Raw genomic sequence first — 16,600 nt, forward strand, 5'->3', positions numbered from 1 at the left:
GTGGGTTTGGGATTAGAAGCCCAGACCAGCGTATTTGTTTTTGAACTTCGATACGCGACCACCTTGGTCGAGCAGGCGCGACGTACCGCCAGTCCATGCAGGGTGCACGGTCGGGTCGATGTCGAGTGCCATCGTGTCGCCCTCTTTGCCCCAAGTGGAGCGCATGGTGATAACGGTGCCGTCGGTCATTTTCACTTCGATGAAGTGGTAGTCGGGATGGATGTCTTTTTTCATAATCCGTCTCCTTACGCGTCAGCGCCGCTGTTGAGCGGTTTGTAGTTGGTGACTTCTGCGATACGTGCGGATTTACCACGACGTGCGCGCAGGTAGTACAGTTTCGAGCGACGGACTTTACCGCGACGTACAACTTCGATCGAGTCGATGTTGGTCGAGAAGAGCGGGAATACGCGCTCTACGCCTTCGCCGAAGGAAATTTTGCGAACGGTGAACGAGCCAGCGATGCCCTTGCCGTTTTTACGGCTGATGCAGATGCCTTCGTACATCTGAACACGGGTGCGGGTGCCTTCGGTCACTTTGTAGCCTACGCGAACGGTGTCGCCGGCTTTGAAGTCGGGAATGGTTTTCCCGAGGGAGGCGATTTGTTCCGCCTCGAGCTGTGCGATCAGATCCATCTGACCTTCTCCTATGATGCTTGTGGTGGTCCCACAAAGTTAATGCGTCCTCAGAGCTCTTGGTCTTCTTTCGGGTCCGCCGCAGCGCCCGCCAGAGTTCAGGTCGACTTTACTTATTCACCGATGCTGCGAGCCGTGGTGGCTGCCGAAGAAAACGCGCCAAAGCAATAACAACACGGGCCTATGGAATCGCAGGGACCCCTAGACAGGGCGCGTATAGGGGATTGGGGGGTGTTGGGCAAGGGGGCATTGCATCGCATTTTTGAGCATATTATTTAATTTTTATGCTTTAAATTTAAATAATATGCATTATATGTCGGAGTAGTGATTAATAATGGAGCGATGTTATGGCTTTTAGAATGAACGAGCAGGTAGAAGTGGGGCGCGATCGGGCGAAAAGGTACCTAATTCCAAGAGAATTTACAAAAGAACAGAGAGAAGCGGCGGCCGCTGAAATCCATCGGATTGAGCGGGAGTTGGGTCCTGTAGTTTCGGAATATCCAAGTTGGCATCCATTGGTGAGAAATCACTCGCCTAGACTGCCAGAAACTTTTCCAAATCGTCGTTGCGGTTACGAAGGCCTTGATCATACTGTTTGGTTCGTAAACGGTTTTATTACCTGTCCATACACAGGGAGCGGCAACGTTCAGAAGATAATTGATTCAGTTGAGAAACTGCCGAGTCATCCAAAATTCACGATAACAATTCGTGAACTGGAAACTCGGATGTACTTTGAAGGCACGACGACCCTTCTAGTGAAGTGTGAATGGTCCGGAACGCTTCCTGCGCATCAGCAGATACCTAAATCATTGGCAATTCCATTGATGTTGCAGCAAGAAATACCAGCTTGGGAATGGGCAGTGCGATCAGAAAGCTGGACGACGATGCAACGATATATATTGGGTGAACCATGTGGAAATCGCTCATCCCTCTTCGTAGATCAAGAAACTGGGTTGGCGCTTAAAAAAGCCTATCAGATGCTTGTGGATAGTGGCATGTATGGGTTGCAGAATTAAATTTTCTCGTACCTCTCCCACATATCAGGCCTTCTCTCCTTCGTAAGCTCCTCGGCCTGTTCTTTCCGCCACTTCTCTATATTCGCGTGGTGGCCGGACATGAGGACTTCGGGGATTTCGCGGCCGCGCCATTCTGCGGGGCGGGTGTATTGGGGGTGTTCCAAGAGGCCGTTGGAGTGGCTTTCGTCCACCACGCTTTCGGCGTTCCCCAGCACCCCAGGCAGCAGGCGAACGGTGGCGTCGAGCATGGCTTGGGCCGCGAGTTCACCGCCCGTTAGGACGAAATCGCCGAGGGATACTTCTTGGATGTTGTAAGCGTCGATCACGCGCTGGTCGATGCCCTCAAAGCGGCCACAGATCATGGTGATCCCGTCATAGGACGCCCAGTCCCGCGCCATCGCCTGATCGAACCGCTTCCCACGCGGGGAGAGGTAGACGAGCGGCATACGGCCACGGGCATTGCGGCCTGCTTCTTGGATCGCGGGGTCGAGGACATCAGCGCGGATCACCATGCCAGCGCCGCCGCCCGCAGGGGTGTCGTCGACGTTCTTGTGTTTGCCGATCCCGTAGTCACGCAGGTTGATCGTCCGCAGCGCCCAGAGGTTTTCCCGCAGCGCCTTGCCTGTCAGACTATCGCCGAGCACCCCCGGAAAGGCATCGGGCATCAGTGTGATGATCTGCGCGGTCCATGTCCCCACCCACTCCGGCTGTTCGGTCAGCAGGTCGGTCGGTTTCAGGGTCGGGCGCATCACCTTGCGGCCAATGCTGCGGGGGGTATCGGGTGTATCAGTCATGCGGCTGTCTTAGGGCAATTGGGTGGGATTGGGAACGTCCCCTTTGCGCCACCCGCCCAAGTTGGACTGTTTGGCGAGCCGCTCTTTGGCATCGATCAGCGCGGCGTCGGTGAGGTCAGACCGGTTGAGCGTCAGGAACTCGCGCCACAGGGTATCGGACGGCCCTTCGTTGCCTTTGCCCACGGGGGTAAAGCGGTCTGTGGGGATGCCGAACAGATCAAGGAGCGCACCACCGGGGCCGAGGGGATGGCGCGCTGACATCTCAAGTGGAAGCGTTTGCGTCGGACCGCATTGGGTCGCGATGGCCGAAATGATCGGACCAAAGTCGGCGGCCTTTGCATATTTCGTGGCAAAAGCATCGGGGGCGAGCGTTAGGCGCTGGCCTTTGAGGTGGTGGCGGTAGGCAGAATACAGCCACGGTTCGGCATCGCGTGTGGTCACGACGATCTCCGCCTCGGCGTCAAAGCGATCACGCAGGTAGCCGACGACATAGGTCAGGATGATAGGGGCGGCCTGATAGGTTTTTACCTTTGGCCAACCAGGGAGGTGCCCACAGAGCGCCTCGCACGAAATCAGAATATCGCGGGTATCGTGGGGTGTGTCGGCAAAGACCTCATCAAGGCGGTCTGCCAGATCGATCAAGGTCAGAGGATTGCCGCTGCGCGAATAGCTATGGGTCAGTTGGGTGACGGGCTTGAGGTGGCGGAGCATGAACAGATGAACATGCGCCGCCAGCTCTTCGCGATTGGTCCAAAAGAAATGCTGGATAGAGCTGGTGCCAGTCTTGTGAAAGCCCGGATGCAGCAAAATCCGACGTTTAGGCATCAGGGAAGAGTCCTTCGGGTGGGTCAGCGACGATGCGACCCGCGGCGATGTCGACGGTGGGCACGGCGGCTTTGGTAAACGGCAGAAGGACAGTATCGCGGTAGCCCATCTTCGTCACTTCCAAGAGGTCCGTCGCACCGTGGTTCACGACCGTTTTCACAGTGCCAAGGTCGTTGCCGCCTGTGTCAAAGACCGAAAGGCCGATCAGGTCGGTGTAGTAGAATTCATCATCCGGAAGGTCGGGCATGACATCGCGCGATGCGAACAGTTCAGTGCCTTTGAGCGCATCCGCGTCTTCTTTGGTGACGATGCCGTCCATATGGGCGGTGAGGCCGTTATTTGTGATGCCCGTCAGGACAACAACAGGGAAACTACGACCATCCGCAGTATAAAGGGGCGTGTAGTCGGCGATGGCTTCGGGGTCAGAGCAATAAGACTTCAGGCGCACTTCACCACGGACGCCAAAGGCACCTGCGATAGAACCTACGACAACGCGATCTTCGGGCATGTCGATCCTCTTACCTTACAAGCATATCAGGGAGAGCTTGCCGTTGTTCCCAACCAGCGCGCTCGAGTTCTGGAGTTTCATGTTCTTCTTCGGGATAGCCGATACAGAAATAGCCGATCAATTTCCAGTCGTCCGGAACACCAAGGTCACGTGCCAAACGGTCAGGATCAAGGATGGAGACCCACCCCATGCCGACCCCATGCGCTTTGAGCATGAGCCAGAACTGCATGACGGCGGACACGCAGGAATAAGCCTTCATTTCGGGCATCGTACCCGCGCCGAGGCCCTTGCCCTTGGTCGTGCCAGCGTCGCACCAAACGGACATCTGAACGGGGGACAAATCCATGCCAGACAGCTTTAGCCCCGAATAGATTTTGGCATCGTCACCGCTGTAGCCCGCGAGAGCATCGGCGTTCGCCTCAAGGAAGTTCTCACGCGCGGCGGCACGGCCCTCTGCGCTGTTCACCATAACAATCCGCCATGGTTCCGACAGGCCCACAGAAGGGGCGAGCGAAAAACTACGCAGGCAACGGTCAACGATTTCGGGATCAATAGCGTCAGGTTTGAACCGACGGACATCGCGGCGCATGCGGATCAGTGACCAGAGATCACTTTGAAAGTCGGGTGAAAACCCAGTCATGCGCGATGGCTCCTTTGTGCGGCATTGCCCGTCGTTATGCTGGCAAGGTCAGACAAAATAGCCCCAAAGACAAGGGGGACTGCTCGGCCCCGAAAGGCCGAGCAGAACGATTATTATTCTTCAGCAGCTTCTTCTGCCGGTGCAGCAGCTTCGGCAGCTTTAGCAGCTTTAGCAGCAGCGCGCTCTTGAGCAGCTTTACCCGGAACAGCTTTGTTCGGGTTGTTGCGGACTTTTTTCGCAACGAGGCCAGCAGCTTCGAGGAAACGTGCAACACGGTCGGTCGGCTGTGCACCCTGAGCGAGCCAGAACTGAACGCGCTCTACGTTCAGTTTTACGCGGTCTTCGCTGTCTTTAGCGAGAAGCGGGTTGTAGGTGCCCAGTTTCTCTTTGAAGCGACCGTCACGCGGCATGCGCGAGTCAGCAGCAACGATTGCGTAGTGAGGGCGTTTTTTCGAACCACCGCGAGCGAGACGGATTTTCATAGCCATGGGTTGATCTCCTTGAATGGCGTGGTGACGGGCGGGCCGTCAGGATTGGTGTTGTTTGTGGTGTTGAATCACTTCCTGAATAACGAAATTCAGGAATTTCTTGGCGAACTCAGGATCCAGATCGGCCTGTTCCGCAAGGTCGGTCAACCGTTTGATCTGTGCTTCTTCGCGCACGGGATCAGACGGAGGAAGTTCGTTTTCCGCTTTCAGCTTCCCAACGGCTTGGGTGTGCTTAAAGCGTTCGGCCAGCGTAAAGACGAGGATCGCGTCCAACCGATCGATGGACTCGCGGTGGCCTTTGAGGATCGCTGCTGCTTTTTGAACGGCGTCGGTCATTCTGTCCTCTTACGCTGGAATATCGGGCGAATAGCGGTAGGTGATGCAGCCACCGAAATCAGCGGCCTCGTCACGCACCGCGCCCAGCTTTTCAGCCAGACGGATCGCACGGGTGTTGTCAGGGTGGATGTAGCTCACCAATGTCGGCCAGCTCAGCGCGTTAAACGCGTTGTTGCGGGCAGAGCGGGCGGCTTCATAGGCGTAACCTTCGCCCTCGTACTCTTCGAGGAAGAGGAAACCAACTTCGGGTTCGGGGTCGCCGAATTCATGGTCGAGCATTACAAAGCCCAAGGTCACGAAATCGCTGTTACGCTCAACGGTCCAGAGGCCCGCGCCACGCAGAACCCAACCTGCGATCAACTGGTTGAAATCGAGCCACGCTTGGTCGCGGTCCATCGGGCCATCAACGAATTTGCCGCGCTCGGTGCAGACGATTTTCGCGTAGTCCTCAAAATCGGTGATACGCGGTGCGCGCAGGGTCACACGATCAAGGATGATACGGGGTAGGGCGCCGCGAATACGGTCGGTTGCAACGGCTGCTTGGCCTTCAGGGGCGTTTTCCCATGCACGTGTCATTGAACAGCCTCCGGTTTCGGGTGGCGATAAACCCAGCACGGTTGATCGGGTTTCGGCTGCGGTGCGTTTTCATCCAGTACAGCGCCCAACTTTTCCGCGAGGTTCGCAGAGCGGGTGTTGCCGATGCCAACGTAGCTGACGATGGTGTCCCAGTTCAGAACGTTCCACGCATGATCAATCGCTGCGCGGGCGGCTTCAGTAGCGATGCCTGTGCCTTCGATCGACGTATCCCAAACGGTCCAGCCAATTTCGGTTTCTGGCCAATCCGCAGGGAACCATGGACCAATCAAGCCCAGCGGTGTGTCATCGCCCTTGCGGGTCACGATCCACATGCCATAGCCGCGGATTTGCCAATGCCCGATCTCGGACGCGAAGGCACGCCATGCCTTGCCCAGATCAAACGGCCCACCCACGCCTGCTGCGCGGTCAGACATGAAAAAGGCGCATGCGGCCTCCATGTCCGAAGCCTTGGGCTCGCGCAGGATAAGACGTTGGGTTTCGAGCGTTTGCATGGTTATTTCTTTTTCCCCATGCCCAGACCCGATAGGCCACCCGGCAAACCGCCGAGGCCACCAAGTCCGCCCAGACCCGGAAGTTTACCACCCGGCAACTGGCTTCCCAGTGCCTTGGCCGCTTGTTCCATTGCTTTGGGATCGTCCATGTTTGGCATGTCAGGCATACCGCCTTTGCCGAACATTTGTTTTACGGCTGCTTTGAGAGCGCCGCCTTTGCCCATTTTGCCCATCTTCTTCATGACGTCGGCCATCTGCTTCTGCTGCTTGAGCAGCTTGTTCAGTTCCGACACCTCGAGGCCAGCGCCCGCAGCAACCCGCTTTTTACGGCTGGCTTGCATGACATCAGGGTTAGCGCGTTCGAGTTTGGTCATAGAGTTGATCAGTGCGATCTGGCGACGCAGCATGATGTCGTCGAACCCAGCTTCTTTGATCTTGCCAGCGTGTTTCGCCATGCCGGGCATCATACCCATCAGGCTTTCCATGCCGCCCATCTTGAGCATCTGGTCCAGCTGCATCTTCAGGTCGTTCATGTTGAAGCGACCCTTCTGGAAGCGCTTCATCATACGTTCGGCTTGTTCGACCTCGAGCGTCGCCTGTGCCTTTTCGACCAGCGCAACAATGTCGCCCATGCCGAGGATACGGCCAGCAACGCGTTCAGCCTCGAACGTCTCAATGGCGTCCATCTTTTCACCCAGACCGACAAAGCGGATGGGTTTACCTGTGATGGCGCGCATCGACAGCGCAGCACCGCCGCGACCGTCACCGTCCATACGAGTGAGGACAACGCCAGTCACACCGATCTTAGCGTCAAACTCTGTTGCAACGTTCACCGCGTCCTGACCCGTCAGGCCGTCGACGACCAGAAGGGTTTCGCGCGGGTTCACGGCATCACGAACGTCGGCGGCCTGCTGGATCAGATCTTCGTCGATGTGAAGACGGCCCGCGGTGTCGAGCATATAGATGTCATAGCCACCGAGGCTCGCCTGAGTTTTAGCGCGCTTTGCGATGGTGACGGGATCTTCGCCTTTGACGATCGGGAGTGTGTCTACACCGATCTGCTGGCCGAGGATTTGAAGCTGTTCCATAGCCGCAGGACGGTTCACGTCGAGCGATGCCATCAGGATGCGCTTGCCTTCGCGTTCTTTCAAACGCTTCGCTAGTTTCGCGGTGGTGGTGGTTTTACCCGAACCCTGCAGACCGACCATCAGGATCGGGGCTGGCGGGTTGTCGATCTTTAGGCGGTCGGCTTCTGCGCCACCCGACAGAACGGCGATCAGTTCGTCGTGGACGATCTTGACGACCTGCTGACCCGGAGTGATCGATTTCGTTACCGCAGAGCCGGTTGCCTTAGCCTCGACCGCTTTCACAAAGCTGCGAACAACAGGCAGAGAAACGTCGGCTTCTAGCAGCGCAACGCGGACTTCACGAAGCGCGGTTTTAACATCGTCCGCGGACAGGGCCCCCTGTTTCGTCAGACGGTCAAATACTCCGCCAAGGCGTTCGGATAGATTTTCAAACATGCCATGGCCCTCCAGCGACCCGTTACTCATTTGGTCGCTACATAGGCATCGACCGCTCAAACCACAATCGCGCCCATGGGCGCAACGCGCTGATGGACGGCGATCCCCCCCGAATAGGGAAGGGACCGGAAGACTCGGCTTCCGGGGAATTTGGCCTGCGTTTACGCGCGTGGAACCAGTGAGTCAAGCACGCCTTGCCCTTGCGCCTTTTGGTTCAGTGGCTAGATTGACGTGGTCGATTTAAGGATTTCCACGATGGATCATTGGGATGAGGTGCGCACGGCATATCAGGTGGCGCGTTTGGGCACGGTTAGTGGTGCGGCCGAAGTATTGGGCGTTCACCATGCTACAGTGATCCGTCACATCGACGCTCTCGAAGGGCGTCTGGGCGTGAAATTGTTCCAGCGACACGCACGGGGCTACACACCCACTGAGGCAGGGCAGGACCTGCTAAAGGTCGCAAAGGCGGCAGATGACCAGTTCCATCAGCTCGGTGCGCGGTTAAAAGGGCACGGGGATGGGGTGACGGGCGATCTGACTGTGACGTCGCTCGCATCGTTTTCGACGATGCTCACGCCTGTGATGGTGAAGTTCCAAAAGCAGAACCCCGAAGTAAAGATCCGTTATCTCACAGGCGACCGTCTGTTCCGCCTCGAATACGGTGAGGCGCATGTCGCGATCCGTGCGGGGGCTGCGCCTGATCAGCCTGACAATGTCGTCCAGCCCTTTATCAAACAGACCGTCGCGATGGTCGCCGCCCAGAGTTACATCGACCGCATGGGGATGCCAGAGAACGACGCGGACCTCGCACAGCACGAGTTCGTCAGCCATGACGACACTGACAGCCGTGCACCGTTCCACCGTTGGCTTCTCGCGAATGTGCCGTCGTCGCAGATCGTTTATCGCACGATGGACAACCGTTCTATGCGGGACGCCATCGCGGCTGGGGCGGGGATCGGGTTCTTACCCTCTTACGAATTTGGCATGATGCCGGGTGTCAAACAGGTCATGCCGCCGCGCGAAGAGTGGTCAACCAGCCTCTGGCTCGTCACGCACGTCGATCTGCACAGGACGCCAAAGGTGCAGACCTTCCTCAAGTTCCTCAAGGAAGAGGCAAAGTCGTGGGTGGAGTGATCCGCCCCCATCTTGCGGGACATTTGGCGATGTTGGTGTTCTCTGCCTCAGTGGCGGGGAGCTTTTCGCTAGGTGCTTCTGTCGCCAATGACATTTCGCCCGTTGCGCTCAATACGGTTCGATTTTGGGTTGCTGTTGCGATCCTAGGTATCGTGATGAAGTTGACGGGAAAGGGCGGGCGTCAGACGTTCAAGGCGCCTTGGCGGTACGCGATACTGGGTGGGATGTACGCCTGCTACTTTGTCCTAATGTTCATGGCGCTCAAATCCACGTCGCCTGTGAACCTGTCGGTGGTGTTTACGCTGACACCCGTCATGGCGGGTGGCTTTGGCTACTTTCTGCTGAGACAAGTCATGTCCTCTCGTATCGCGCTGGCCCTCGCAATTGGCGGTGCGGGGGCGGTTTGGGTGATTTTTCGCGGCGACCTGAGTGCCTTCCTCGCATTCGAAGTCGGCAGCGGCGAGGCTCTCTATTTCTGGGGCTGCGCGGCGCACGCGCTCTATACGCCGCTCGCACGGCGGCTCAATCGCGGCACACATGTTATTCCTTACACATTCGGCACATTGGTCGCGGCGGCGATCTGGATTACCGGATATGGCTGGCGTGATCTGTTGGTGACGGATTGGACAAACCTCCCGAACCTCGTTTGGATCACAATCCTCTATATCGCGGTCTTTGCGACCTCGATGTCGTCGCTACTGCTGCTCTTCGCGACCCAGCGCCTGCCATCGTCCAAGGTCATGGCCTACACCTACCTTGTGCCGACGTGGGTGATTGCTTGGGAATACATCCGTCACGCCTACGTCCCGCCAGGGATCGTGCTGGTCGGCGTGGCAATGACGCTTATTGCTCTGCTTCTTCTTCTGCGAGAATAACGCCCTCAGAGGCGAGGAACTGTTCGAACGCATCCAGATCGAGGCCGTCCATCTGACCAAAGCCCTGCATCCAAACGCTCGCTTCACGCAGGGCGTCGGGTTCTAGCTTACACCATTTTACCCGTCCGCGTTTCTCCTGAGAGATCAGGCCAGCGTCTGCCAGAACGGTTAGATGTTTTGAAATCGCAGCAAGCGACATGGCAAACGGTTCGGCCACATCCGTGACCGCCATATCATCCTCCAGCAGCATCGACAGGATCGCGCGGCGGGTGGGGTCGGCCAAGGCCATAAAGACGGTATCAAGTGTAGCTGCCATATCCGCCGATTAAGCTGCCTTCATACCAAAGGTCAACCGATTGGTTGAATATAAAGAATGGACAGTTTCGGGGCTAAATGGGCCGTGGGCGGAATCGCACAGTGGGTGGGCTTGGTAATTTTATCTATAATTAACAGTGCATTACGCTGAACGTTTTGTCACATCACGGCTTATTGACTCATTGATCCTAAGGCCATAGCTAGTCCCCAACCTTCAGAGGGGATTTTCGAGTGACTGATCCGAACGATCTTGACCGCCTAAAGGCGCTAGACATCCGGATCAAAGAGGTGAAAGCCAAAGCGCCCGAAGTGAACCATATGAAGAAAGACTACTCTCAAGCGCAGCACGCGTGGCGGATGGTCACCGAACTTGTAGCTGGTCTCTTGATTGGCTTCGTCGTCGGATACGGGTTGGATTATGCCTTTGGCACCATGCCTGTGTTTCTGGTGATATTCATTTTTCTGGGCTTTGCGGCCGGTGTTAAAACCGTGATCGGCTCGGCTCAGGAACTACAGAGGAAACTGCTGGACACGTCGTCCAGCAAAGATGGGGATAACTGACGTGGCGACTGAAGCGCATGGCGAAGGCACAGGCCTTGTTTTCCACCCGCTGGACCAGTTCAAGGTAACTCCGCTGTTCGGGGATGGCCCCGTACATTGGTACACCATCACCAACGCAACGTTGTGGATGGCCCTCGCTGTTCTGGCGATTGTTGCGATGTTCGTCATCGGTAGCCGCGGTCGCGCAATCGTGCCGTCGCGCGGTCAGTCGATCGCAGAGCTGTTCTACGGCTTTGTCTACAAGATGGTTGAAGACATCACCGGCCACGACGGTGTGAAGTACTTCCCGTACATCTTCTCGCTCTTCTGCTTTATCTTCTTCGCGAACTTCCTCGGCCTTCTGCCGCTGTCGTTCTCGCCCACCTCGCACATCGCAGTAACTGCTGTTCTTGGCTTTGGCGTGTTCATCATCGTAACCCTCATCGGTTTCGTGAAGAACGGCATCGGCTTCCTCGGCATGTTCTGGCTGAAAGACGCACCGCTCGCGCTGCGCCCTATCATCGCGATCATCGAGGTTATCTCTTATTTCGTCCGTCCCGTTAGCCACTCCATCCGTCTTGCAGGTAACATCACTGCAGGCCACGCGATGATCAAAGTATTCGCAGGCTTTGCCGCGATCGCTGCTGTGGCTCCGGTATCTGTTGTGGCAATCGCAGCAGTCTACGGTCTCGAAGTTCTCGTAGCCGGTATTCAGGCATACGTGTTCACCATTCTGACCTGCATCTACCTCAAGGATGCGCTGCACCCAGCGCACTAAGAGACGCAGGACTGAATTCCTATCCAGCCAATTCCATCGTAAGGAGATACAATCATGGAAGGCAATATCGCACAACTCGGTCAGTTCATCGGCGCAGGCCTCGGCGCAATCGGTTCCGGCCTTGCTGCTATCGGTGTAGGCAACGTTGCTGCCAACTACCTGTCGGGCGCTCTGCGTAACCCGTCGGCTGCTGCTTCGCAGACCGCTACCCTCTTCATCGGTCTGGCATTCGCAGAAGCACTGGGGATCTTCTCGTTCCTCGTTGCTCTGCTGCTGATGTTCGCAGTCTAATCACCTGACGCATCCTTACGGTCGGGCGGCGCGGGACTAACCCTGCGCCCCCGATGACACCCAAGGGTCCGACGGAGAGAGACGAGATGGCAGACGAACACAACACGGTCGAGCATGTCGCGGATGCTGCGGAACACGCAGTAGACATGGCTCATGGTGCCGAAGCTGGCGGTGCAGCAATGCCCCAGCTCGACCCTACGACCTTTTCCAACCAGATTTTCTGGCTTCTGGTCACGCTCGTCGTGATCTATCTAATCCTGTCCAAAATTGCCCTGCCGCGCATCGCTGCGGTTCTGGCAGAACGGTCGGGAACCATCACCAACGATCTCGCTGCGGCTGAAGAGCTGAAAGCGAAAGCTGTTGCAGCTGAAGAAGCGTACAACAAAGCACTTGCTGACGCTCGTTCCGAGGCAGCTCGTATCGTTGATGAAACCAAGGCAGAGATCCAATCGCAGCTGAACGCCGAACTGGCCAAGGCAGACGACGAGATCGCAGCCAAAACTGCCGAGGGCGAAAAAGCCATCGCGGCAATTCGTGATAACGCGCTGTCCAGCGTGACCGATGTAGCAACGGAAACTGCCGCTGCTCTGGTCGCTGCGCTGGGTGGCCAAGCTGACGACAAAGCTATCGCTGCTGCTGTCGCCGCGCAGATGAAGGGCTGAGATTATGAAGAAGCTTCTGATCCCCGCATTCATCCTGATGGCTCAGCCTGCGCTGGCATCGTCCAAAAACCCGTTCGCGGCTGAATTCTGGTCGCTGCACAACACTGACTTCATCGTTCTGTTGGCGTTCCTCGTCTTCGTCGGTGTCCTTCTCAAGTTGAAGGTTCCGTCCAAGGTTGGCGAAATGCTCGACGGTCGCGCGGCATCTATCCGGTCTGATCTGGAAGAAGCCAAATCGATCCGCGAAGAAGCACAGACCCTGTTGGCCTCGTTCGAGCGCAAGCAGAAAGAAGTGCAGGAACAGGCAGACCGCATCGTGGCAACAGCTAAAGAAGAAGCTGAAGCCGCTGCAGTTCAGGCCAAAGCAGACATTGCAGCATCCGTTGCACGTCGTCTTGCTGCCGCCCAAGACCAGATCGCAAGCGCTGAAGCGTCTGCAGTCAAAGAGGTCAAGGATCGCGCAGTTATGGTCGCTGTTTCTGCAGCCAAAGAAGTGGTCGCTAAGCAGATGACCGCAGCTTCGGCGAACAAACTGATCGACGACGCGATCGCGACTGTGGAAGCAAAGCTCCACTAACGCCCGCCGTCATCACCTGAATAGAACCCCGTCTGCGCTGCAGGCGGGGTTTTGTTTTTGCGGTAAAGCCATTGGAACGAAAAAGGCCGCCCGTTCGGGGCGGCCTCGATCGGTTCGGATTTGGGATCAGTTCGTCGGGATGATGATGATCTCAACACGGCGGTTCTGCGCACGACCTTGTGGTGTCAGGTTGTCCGCAACAGGCTGGTTCTCACCACGGCCTGCGGATTGGATACGCATCGCCGGAACGCCTGCATTGATTAGGACGGAGGTCACAGCCTGCGCACGGCGCAGCGACAGGTCTTGGTTATAGGCAGCGGAACCAGTGTTGTCGGTATGGCCGATAACCTGAACGATGGTGTTCGGATATGCATTGATCGAACGCGCAACCGTGTAGAGGTCGTTTTGCAGGCCTCCTGTCAGGGTCGCGCTGTCGGTCGCAAAGAGGATGTCCTGCGGCATGGTGACGATCAGCTGGTTGCCTGTATTCACGATGCTGGATTGGTTGCCCAGCTGCTGACGCAGTTCAGCTTCCTGAAGGTCGAGTTGGCGTCCCCCAACGGCGCCAAGGCCACCACCGATTGCCGCGCCGATGATCGCATTGCGGCGACGTTCTGCGGTGTCATTGCCACCTGTCGACGCACCGAGGAGTGCACCAATACCTGCGCCAACAACCGCACCCGTCTGGGTGTTGCGGTTCGGGTTCGATGGGTCGGTCATTTCACATGCAGCCGTGCCGAAAAGTGCGATAGCCGCAACAGCGAGCGAAGAACGAGCAAGAATCATAAGTCTATCCAGTCTTATTGAGCGACGCAGAAGATTGCGCCTATTGCCCTTTGATATGCCTCAAACGCGATTGATATCCAATAACGCAACAATAACGGGCAAAAATTCGCCCATTGGATTTTGGTTTATGCGGCAATCCTGTCCTTGCCTGATCGGATTGCGGCGGGCATACCCACTCTATGGTTAAGCAGCTTGATTATCATACCATCCGTGAGATTTTCACCCGCTTTCAGCAGGCCGAGGCCGAGCCGAAAGGGGAGTTGGATCACGTCAACGCCTATACGCTGGTCGTGGCTGTCGCGCTCTCTGCGCAGGCGACCGATAAGGGCGTGAACCGCGCCACCGCCGAATTGTTCAAGATTGCCGATACGCCGCAAAAGATGTTGGACCTTGGCGAAGACGGGCTGATTGAGCACATCAAAACCATCGGTCTATTCCGCAATAAGGCTAAGAACGTCATCAAACTCAGCCGTATTCTCGTCGATGAGTATGGCGGCGAGGTGCCGAATTCCCGTGCGGCGCTCGAAAGCCTCCCCGGGGTCGGGCGCAAGACGGCGAATGTGGTGTTGAATATGTGGTGGCAGTATCCAGCGCAGGCTGTTGATACGCATATCTTTCGGTTTGGAAACCGCTCTGGCGTGGCTGTGGGTAAGGATGTCGTTGCCGTTGAGCGGGCGATTGAGGATCATATCCCTGCCGATTTCCAGCTTCACGCTCATCACTGGATGATTTTGCACGGGCGGTATACATGCCTTGCCCGAAACCCGAAATGCGCGACCTGTGTGATCCGCGATCTCTGTCTGTTTGAGGAAAAGAACCTATGAAGAAGTTTCAAGTCGTCGGTATCGGCAACGCAATGGTCGACGTGCTGACCCAAGAGACCGAAGCGTTTCTGACCGAGGCGGGCATCGAAAAAGGCATCATGCAGTTGATCGACATGGATCGTGCGGTTGATCTTTATAGCCGTATCGGTGCGGCCAAGGAAATCTCAGGTGGCTCTGCGGCGAACACGATTGCGGGGATTGCACATCTTGGTGGACGGACGGCCTATGTGGGTAAGGTCAAGGATGACCAGCTTGGCGCGATTTTCGCTCACGACTTGCGGGCGCAGGGTGCTGTTTATGAAACCAAGCTCGCCCCCAAGGACGCAGCCCAGGAAACGGGTCGTTGCATCGTCGTCGTGACACCTGATGGTGAGCGGTCGATGAACACCTATCTGGGCGTGACAGAGTTCCTTGAACCCTCGGACATCGACGTGGATATGATGGCCGACGCAGAGTGGATTTACCTTGAGGGCTACCGCTTTGATGGGCCCGAGAGCCACGCCGCGTTCGCCAAGGCGATCAATGCGTGCAAGGGCCACGGTGGTAAGGTGTCGATCACCCTCTCTGACCCGTTCTGTGTCGAGCGCCATCGCGATGCGTTCCGCATGATGATCCGCGAAGACGTGGACCTGCTGTTCTGCAACCGCGCTGAAATGCTGTCGATGTATCAAACCGAGGATTTCGACGCGGCCTTGGCCATGGCGGCGAAAGAAGTGTCCATCGTCGCCTGCACGGACAGCGATAATGGTGCGCATATCATGTCAGGCGGTCAGCGTTGGCACGCGCCCGCGGTTCCGACACAGATCGTTGATGCAACGGGTGCGGGCGATCTCTTTGCGGGTGCATTCCTCTGGGGCCTGACCAACGGCCATGACCTAGAGACCTGTGGCCGTATGGGCTGTGTTGCGGCAAGCGAAGTGATCAGCCACATCGGCGCGCGCGCTGAAAGCGACTTGAAGGCATTGTTCGCGCAACACGGCCTTATCTGATGTCGACGTGGCGCTAGAGCGGAGAGGTCGCCGTTCTAGCCAAACACTCGGCAAAGTCGTCTTTGCGGCATAGCTCTGTTCCGTCGGTCATGCAGGCGGCAGAAGCAGCGGCAGAGCCGTGGGCGAGGGCTGTTGGTAAATCATGGCCCTGCGCAAGCGCCCACGTGAAACCGCCGACAAAGCTGTCACCCGCGCCGACCTTCGATTTAACAGTGACGTTCACGGCAGGGCAGAACCAACGGTTTGTCCCGTCCGAGAGGATGTTTCCGTCTGATCCGCGCGCGATAATCACGATGTCGGCGGCGCCTTTGGCAACCAGACCAGTGGCAAAATCAGCCGTGTCCGTGCGGGTGGTGAGGGGCAAGGCGCTGATTTCTTGGGCTTCGGCTTGATCGATGCGCAGCACGTAAGGGCGGATGGCGTGACCTTCGGCCAAATGCGACAGAGCCGCGCCTGAGGTGTCGACGACAACCTGCACGCCACGCCCTACGAGGTCTGCGCATAGCTGCGAATAGAGCGACGCCGTTGTACCTGATGGTCCAGACCCCGACAAAACCACATACCCGCCTTCGGGCGCATTCGCACAGATGGCCGCGCTGGCAGATGCGACGTCGGTGTCGCTCCAGTTTGGACCGGGCAGCATAAAGCGGAACTGATTGTTGATGGACAGATCGGTGACGGCGAGGCTCTGCCGCGTGTCGCCGGGTGCGGCGTGGGCAATGACGGGGATGCCCGCCGCGTCCAGTAGTCGACGCAGATGCGCACCCGTATCGCCGCCCAAGGCTACAAACGCCGATGCGCGCCCGCCAAGTTGAATAATCGCGCGGGCCACGTTGATGCCACCACCACCCGGATCGATCTGCGGGTCAGAGCAGCGCAGCTTATGCCCCGCCGTGACCTGCGGCGCGGATGTCGCGATATCGAGCGCTGGGTTGAGCGTGACAGTTAAAATTTCAGGCATCGGGGCCGCCATCAAAGC

General features: G+C 57.2%; 24 protein-coding genes. 10 read left to right on the plus strand and 14 right to left on the minus strand.

What is annotated here, in order from left to right; genetic code table 11:
* Positions 1 to 12: 12 nt before the first annotated feature.
* Together rpmE and rplS are read right to left on the minus strand one after the other, a co-directional pair.
* Entirely contained in the window at positions 13 to 234 is a 222-nt protein-coding gene (rpmE, locus tag BSK21_RS02505; protein ID WP_067550059.1) for a 50S ribosomal protein L31, read from the minus strand.
* 11 nt (positions 235 to 245) lie between these two features.
* The gene (gene rplS, locus BSK21_RS02510; protein ID WP_067550057.1) at positions 246 to 632 is read right to left on the minus strand and encodes a 50S ribosomal protein L19; all 387 of its coding nucleotides are present in this window, start codon (positions 630 to 632) and stop codon (positions 246 to 248) included.
* A 347-nt stretch (positions 633 to 979) separates the two neighbouring features.
* On the opposite strand from rplS, the gene BSK21_RS02515 reads away from it, so the two are divergent.
* Complete coding sequence (locus BSK21_RS02515; protein ID WP_067550055.1) at positions 980 to 1,648, plus strand: hypothetical protein; 669 nt, start codon at positions 980 to 982, stop codon at positions 1,646 to 1,648.
* Here the strand turns inward: BSK21_RS02515 and trmD are convergent.
* The 9 genes from trmD to ffh form a co-directional block, all read right to left on the minus strand.
* Positions 1,645 to 2,442 carry a tRNA (guanosine(37)-N1)-methyltransferase TrmD gene (trmD, locus tag BSK21_RS02520; RefSeq protein ID WP_067550053.1) on the minus strand — a complete coding sequence of 266 codons (798 nt, stop codon included), beginning with the start codon at positions 2,440 to 2,442 and terminating at the stop codon, positions 1,645 to 1,647. The two genes, BSK21_RS02515 and trmD, sit on opposite strands and share 4 nt — an antisense overlap.
* A gap of 9 nt (positions 2,443 to 2,451) precedes the next feature.
* The gene (locus tag BSK21_RS02525; protein ID WP_067550051.1) at positions 2,452 to 3,267 is read right to left on the minus strand and encodes a hypothetical protein; all 816 of its coding nucleotides are present in this window, start codon (positions 3,265 to 3,267) and stop codon (positions 2,452 to 2,454) included.
* On the minus strand, positions 3,260 to 3,775 hold the full coding sequence (gene rimM / locus BSK21_RS02530) for a ribosome maturation factor RimM (protein WP_067550049.1): 516 nt from the start codon (positions 3,773 to 3,775) through the stop codon (positions 3,260 to 3,262). The genes BSK21_RS02525 and rimM overlap by 8 nt, the downstream gene beginning before the upstream one ends.
* A 10-nt stretch (positions 3,776 to 3,785) precedes the next feature.
* Complete coding sequence (bluB, locus tag BSK21_RS02535) at positions 3,786 to 4,415, minus strand: 5,6-dimethylbenzimidazole synthase (RefSeq protein ID WP_067550047.1); 630 nt, start codon at positions 4,413 to 4,415, stop codon at positions 3,786 to 3,788.
* Positions 4,416 to 4,528: 113 nt separating this feature from the next.
* Positions 4,529 to 4,903, minus strand: a complete 375-nt coding sequence (rpsP, locus tag BSK21_RS02540) for a 30S ribosomal protein S16 (protein ID WP_067550045.1) — start codon at positions 4,901 to 4,903, stop codon at positions 4,529 to 4,531.
* Positions 4,904 to 4,942: 39 nt separating this feature from the next.
* Positions 4,943 to 5,239, minus strand: coding sequence for a chorismate mutase (locus BSK21_RS02545; RefSeq protein WP_067550043.1), 297 nt, complete (start codon positions 5,237 to 5,239; stop codon positions 4,943 to 4,945).
* A gap of 9 nt (positions 5,240 to 5,248) precedes the next feature.
* Complete coding sequence (locus BSK21_RS02550; RefSeq protein ID WP_067550041.1) at positions 5,249 to 5,815, minus strand: GNAT family N-acetyltransferase; 567 nt, start codon at positions 5,813 to 5,815, stop codon at positions 5,249 to 5,251.
* Positions 5,812 to 6,327 (minus strand): GNAT family N-acetyltransferase, encoded by a 516-nt coding sequence (locus BSK21_RS02555; protein ID WP_067550039.1) that lies wholly within the window; start codon positions 6,325 to 6,327, stop codon positions 5,812 to 5,814. The genes BSK21_RS02550 and BSK21_RS02555 overlap by 4 nt, the downstream gene beginning before the upstream one ends.
* Positions 6,328 to 6,329: 2 nt before the next feature.
* Positions 6,330 to 7,850: a signal recognition particle protein gene (ffh, locus tag BSK21_RS02560; protein WP_067550037.1), complete on the minus strand. Its 1,521-nt coding sequence runs from the start codon at positions 7,848 to 7,850 to the stop codon at positions 6,330 to 6,332.
* 255 nt (positions 7,851 to 8,105) lie between these two features.
* Between ffh and BSK21_RS02565 the strand changes: the two genes are divergently transcribed.
* Together BSK21_RS02565 and BSK21_RS02570 are read left to right on the plus strand one after the other, a co-directional pair.
* Positions 8,106 to 8,984: a LysR family transcriptional regulator gene (locus tag BSK21_RS02565; RefSeq protein WP_067550035.1), complete on the plus strand. Its 879-nt coding sequence runs from the start codon at positions 8,106 to 8,108 to the stop codon at positions 8,982 to 8,984.
* A gap of 29 nt (positions 8,985 to 9,013) precedes the next feature.
* On the plus strand, positions 9,014 to 9,859 hold the full coding sequence (locus tag BSK21_RS02570) for a DMT family transporter (protein WP_067550546.1): 846 nt from the start codon (positions 9,014 to 9,016) through the stop codon (positions 9,857 to 9,859).
* On the opposite strand, the gene BSK21_RS02575 is transcribed toward BSK21_RS02570, so the two are convergent.
* Positions 9,828 to 10,175, minus strand: a complete 348-nt coding sequence (locus BSK21_RS02575; RefSeq protein ID WP_067550033.1) for a helix-turn-helix transcriptional regulator — start codon at positions 10,173 to 10,175, stop codon at positions 9,828 to 9,830. The two genes, BSK21_RS02570 and BSK21_RS02575, sit on opposite strands and share 32 nt — an antisense overlap.
* 230 nt (positions 10,176 to 10,405) lie before the next feature.
* On the opposite strand from BSK21_RS02575, the gene BSK21_RS02580 reads away from it, so the two are divergent.
* The 5 genes from BSK21_RS02580 to BSK21_RS02600 all read left to right on the plus strand — a co-directional run bounded on the left by BSK21_RS02580 (position 10,406) and on the right by BSK21_RS02600 (position 13,022).
* Positions 10,406 to 10,735: an AtpZ/AtpI family protein gene (locus BSK21_RS02580; RefSeq protein ID WP_067550031.1), complete on the plus strand. Its 330-nt coding sequence runs from the start codon at positions 10,406 to 10,408 to the stop codon at positions 10,733 to 10,735.
* 1 nt (position 10,736) lies between these two features.
* Positions 10,737 to 11,492, plus strand: coding sequence for a F0F1 ATP synthase subunit A (locus BSK21_RS02585; RefSeq protein WP_067550544.1), 756 nt, complete (start codon positions 10,737 to 10,739; stop codon positions 11,490 to 11,492).
* A gap of 54 nt (positions 11,493 to 11,546) precedes the next feature.
* On the plus strand, positions 11,547 to 11,783 hold the full coding sequence (locus tag BSK21_RS02590; RefSeq protein ID WP_067550029.1) for a F0F1 ATP synthase subunit C: 237 nt from the start codon (positions 11,547 to 11,549) through the stop codon (positions 11,781 to 11,783).
* Between the two features lie 146 nt (positions 11,784 to 11,929).
* Positions 11,930 to 12,445, plus strand: a complete 516-nt coding sequence (locus BSK21_RS02595; protein ID WP_067550542.1) for a F0F1 ATP synthase subunit B' — start codon at positions 11,930 to 11,932, stop codon at positions 12,443 to 12,445.
* 37 nt (positions 12,446 to 12,482) lie between these two features.
* On the plus strand, positions 12,483 to 13,022 hold the full coding sequence (locus BSK21_RS02600) for a F0F1 ATP synthase subunit B (protein ID WP_231924798.1): 540 nt from the start codon (positions 12,483 to 12,485) through the stop codon (positions 13,020 to 13,022).
* A gap of 126 nt (positions 13,023 to 13,148) precedes the next feature.
* Here BSK21_RS02600 and BSK21_RS02605 read toward each other — a convergent pair whose 3' ends face one another.
* Positions 13,149 to 13,808, minus strand: a complete 660-nt coding sequence (locus BSK21_RS02605; protein ID WP_067550025.1) for an OmpA family protein — start codon at positions 13,806 to 13,808, stop codon at positions 13,149 to 13,151.
* Positions 13,809 to 13,987: 179 nt separating this feature from the next.
* Here BSK21_RS02605 and nth point away from each other — a divergent pair, with 179 nt between their 5' ends.
* Both nth and BSK21_RS02615 read left to right on the plus strand, forming a co-directional pair.
* Complete coding sequence (gene nth, locus BSK21_RS02610; protein ID WP_067550023.1) at positions 13,988 to 14,632, plus strand: endonuclease III; 645 nt, start codon at positions 13,988 to 13,990, stop codon at positions 14,630 to 14,632.
* Positions 14,629 to 15,621, plus strand: coding sequence for an adenosine kinase (locus BSK21_RS02615; protein ID WP_067550021.1), 993 nt, complete (start codon positions 14,629 to 14,631; stop codon positions 15,619 to 15,621). The genes nth and BSK21_RS02615 overlap by 4 nt, the downstream gene beginning before the upstream one ends.
* Positions 15,622 to 15,634: 13 nt before the next feature.
* On the opposite strand, the gene BSK21_RS02620 is transcribed toward BSK21_RS02615, so the two are convergent.
* Positions 15,635 to 16,582, minus strand: a complete 948-nt coding sequence (locus BSK21_RS02620) for a 1-phosphofructokinase family hexose kinase (RefSeq protein WP_067550539.1) — start codon at positions 16,580 to 16,582, stop codon at positions 15,635 to 15,637.
* Between the last annotated feature and the right edge of the window lie 18 nt (positions 16,583 to 16,600).

It is taken from the genome of Marivivens sp. JLT3646 (genome assembly GCF_001908835.1).
GTDB classification, from domain to species: domain Bacteria; phylum Pseudomonadota; class Alphaproteobacteria; order Rhodobacterales; family Rhodobacteraceae; genus Marivivens; species Marivivens geojensis.

Bases quoted from the DNA above. Each gene is read 5' to 3' on its own strand.
- BSK21_RS02515 (WP_067550055.1), top strand. From the start codon at position 980: ATGGCTTTTAGAATGAACGAGCAGGTAGAAGTGGGGCGCGATCGGGCG.
- rpmE (WP_067550059.1), bottom strand. From the start codon at position 234: ATGAAAAAAGACATCCATCCCGACTACCACTTCATCGAAGTGAAAATG.
- bluB (WP_067550047.1), bottom strand. From the start codon at position 4,415: ATGACTGGGTTTTCACCCGACTTTCAAAGTGATCTCTGGTCACTGATC.
- BSK21_RS02550 (WP_067550041.1), bottom strand. From the start codon at position 5,815: ATGACACGTGCATGGGAAAACGCCCCTGAAGGCCAAGCAGCCGTTGCA.
- BSK21_RS02615 (WP_067550021.1), top strand. From the start codon at position 14,629: ATGAAGAAGTTTCAAGTCGTCGGTATCGGCAACGCAATGGTCGACGTG.
- BSK21_RS02565 (WP_067550035.1), top strand. From the start codon at position 8,106: ATGGATCATTGGGATGAGGTGCGCACGGCATATCAGGTGGCGCGTTTG.
- trmD (WP_067550053.1), bottom strand. From the start codon at position 2,442: ATGACTGATACACCCGATACCCCCCGCAGCATTGGCCGCAAGGTGATG.
- BSK21_RS02590 (WP_067550029.1), top strand. From the start codon at position 11,547: ATGGAAGGCAATATCGCACAACTCGGTCAGTTCATCGGCGCAGGCCTC.
- BSK21_RS02600 (WP_231924798.1), top strand. From the start codon at position 12,483: ATGGCTCAGCCTGCGCTGGCATCGTCCAAAAACCCGTTCGCGGCTGAA.
- BSK21_RS02620 (WP_067550539.1), bottom strand. From the start codon at position 16,582: ATGCCTGAAATTTTAACTGTCACGCTCAACCCAGCGCTCGATATCGCG.
- rpsP (WP_067550045.1), bottom strand. From the start codon at position 4,903: ATGGCTATGAAAATCCGTCTCGCTCGCGGTGGTTCGAAAAAACGCCCT.
- rplS (WP_067550057.1), bottom strand. From the start codon at position 632: ATGGATCTGATCGCACAGCTCGAGGCGGAACAAATCGCCTCCCTCGGG.
- BSK21_RS02595 (WP_067550542.1), top strand. From the start codon at position 11,930: ATGGCTCATGGTGCCGAAGCTGGCGGTGCAGCAATGCCCCAGCTCGAC.
- BSK21_RS02525 (WP_067550051.1), bottom strand. From the start codon at position 3,267: ATGCCTAAACGTCGGATTTTGCTGCATCCGGGCTTTCACAAGACTGGC.
- BSK21_RS02545 (WP_067550043.1), bottom strand. From the start codon at position 5,239: ATGACCGACGCCGTTCAAAAAGCAGCAGCGATCCTCAAAGGCCACCGC.
- rimM (WP_067550049.1), bottom strand. From the start codon at position 3,775: ATGCCCGAAGATCGCGTTGTCGTAGGTTCTATCGCAGGTGCCTTTGGC.
- BSK21_RS02570 (WP_067550546.1), top strand. From the start codon at position 9,014: ATGTTGGTGTTCTCTGCCTCAGTGGCGGGGAGCTTTTCGCTAGGTGCT.
- ffh (WP_067550037.1), bottom strand. From the start codon at position 7,850: ATGTTTGAAAATCTATCCGAACGCCTTGGCGGAGTATTTGACCGTCTG.
- nth (WP_067550023.1), top strand. From the start codon at position 13,988: ATGGTTAAGCAGCTTGATTATCATACCATCCGTGAGATTTTCACCCGC.
- BSK21_RS02575 (WP_067550033.1), bottom strand. From the start codon at position 10,175: ATGGCAGCTACACTTGATACCGTCTTTATGGCCTTGGCCGACCCCACC.
- BSK21_RS02605 (WP_067550025.1), bottom strand. From the start codon at position 13,808: ATGATTCTTGCTCGTTCTTCGCTCGCTGTTGCGGCTATCGCACTTTTC.
- BSK21_RS02555 (WP_067550039.1), bottom strand. From the start codon at position 6,327: ATGCAAACGCTCGAAACCCAACGTCTTATCCTGCGCGAGCCCAAGGCT.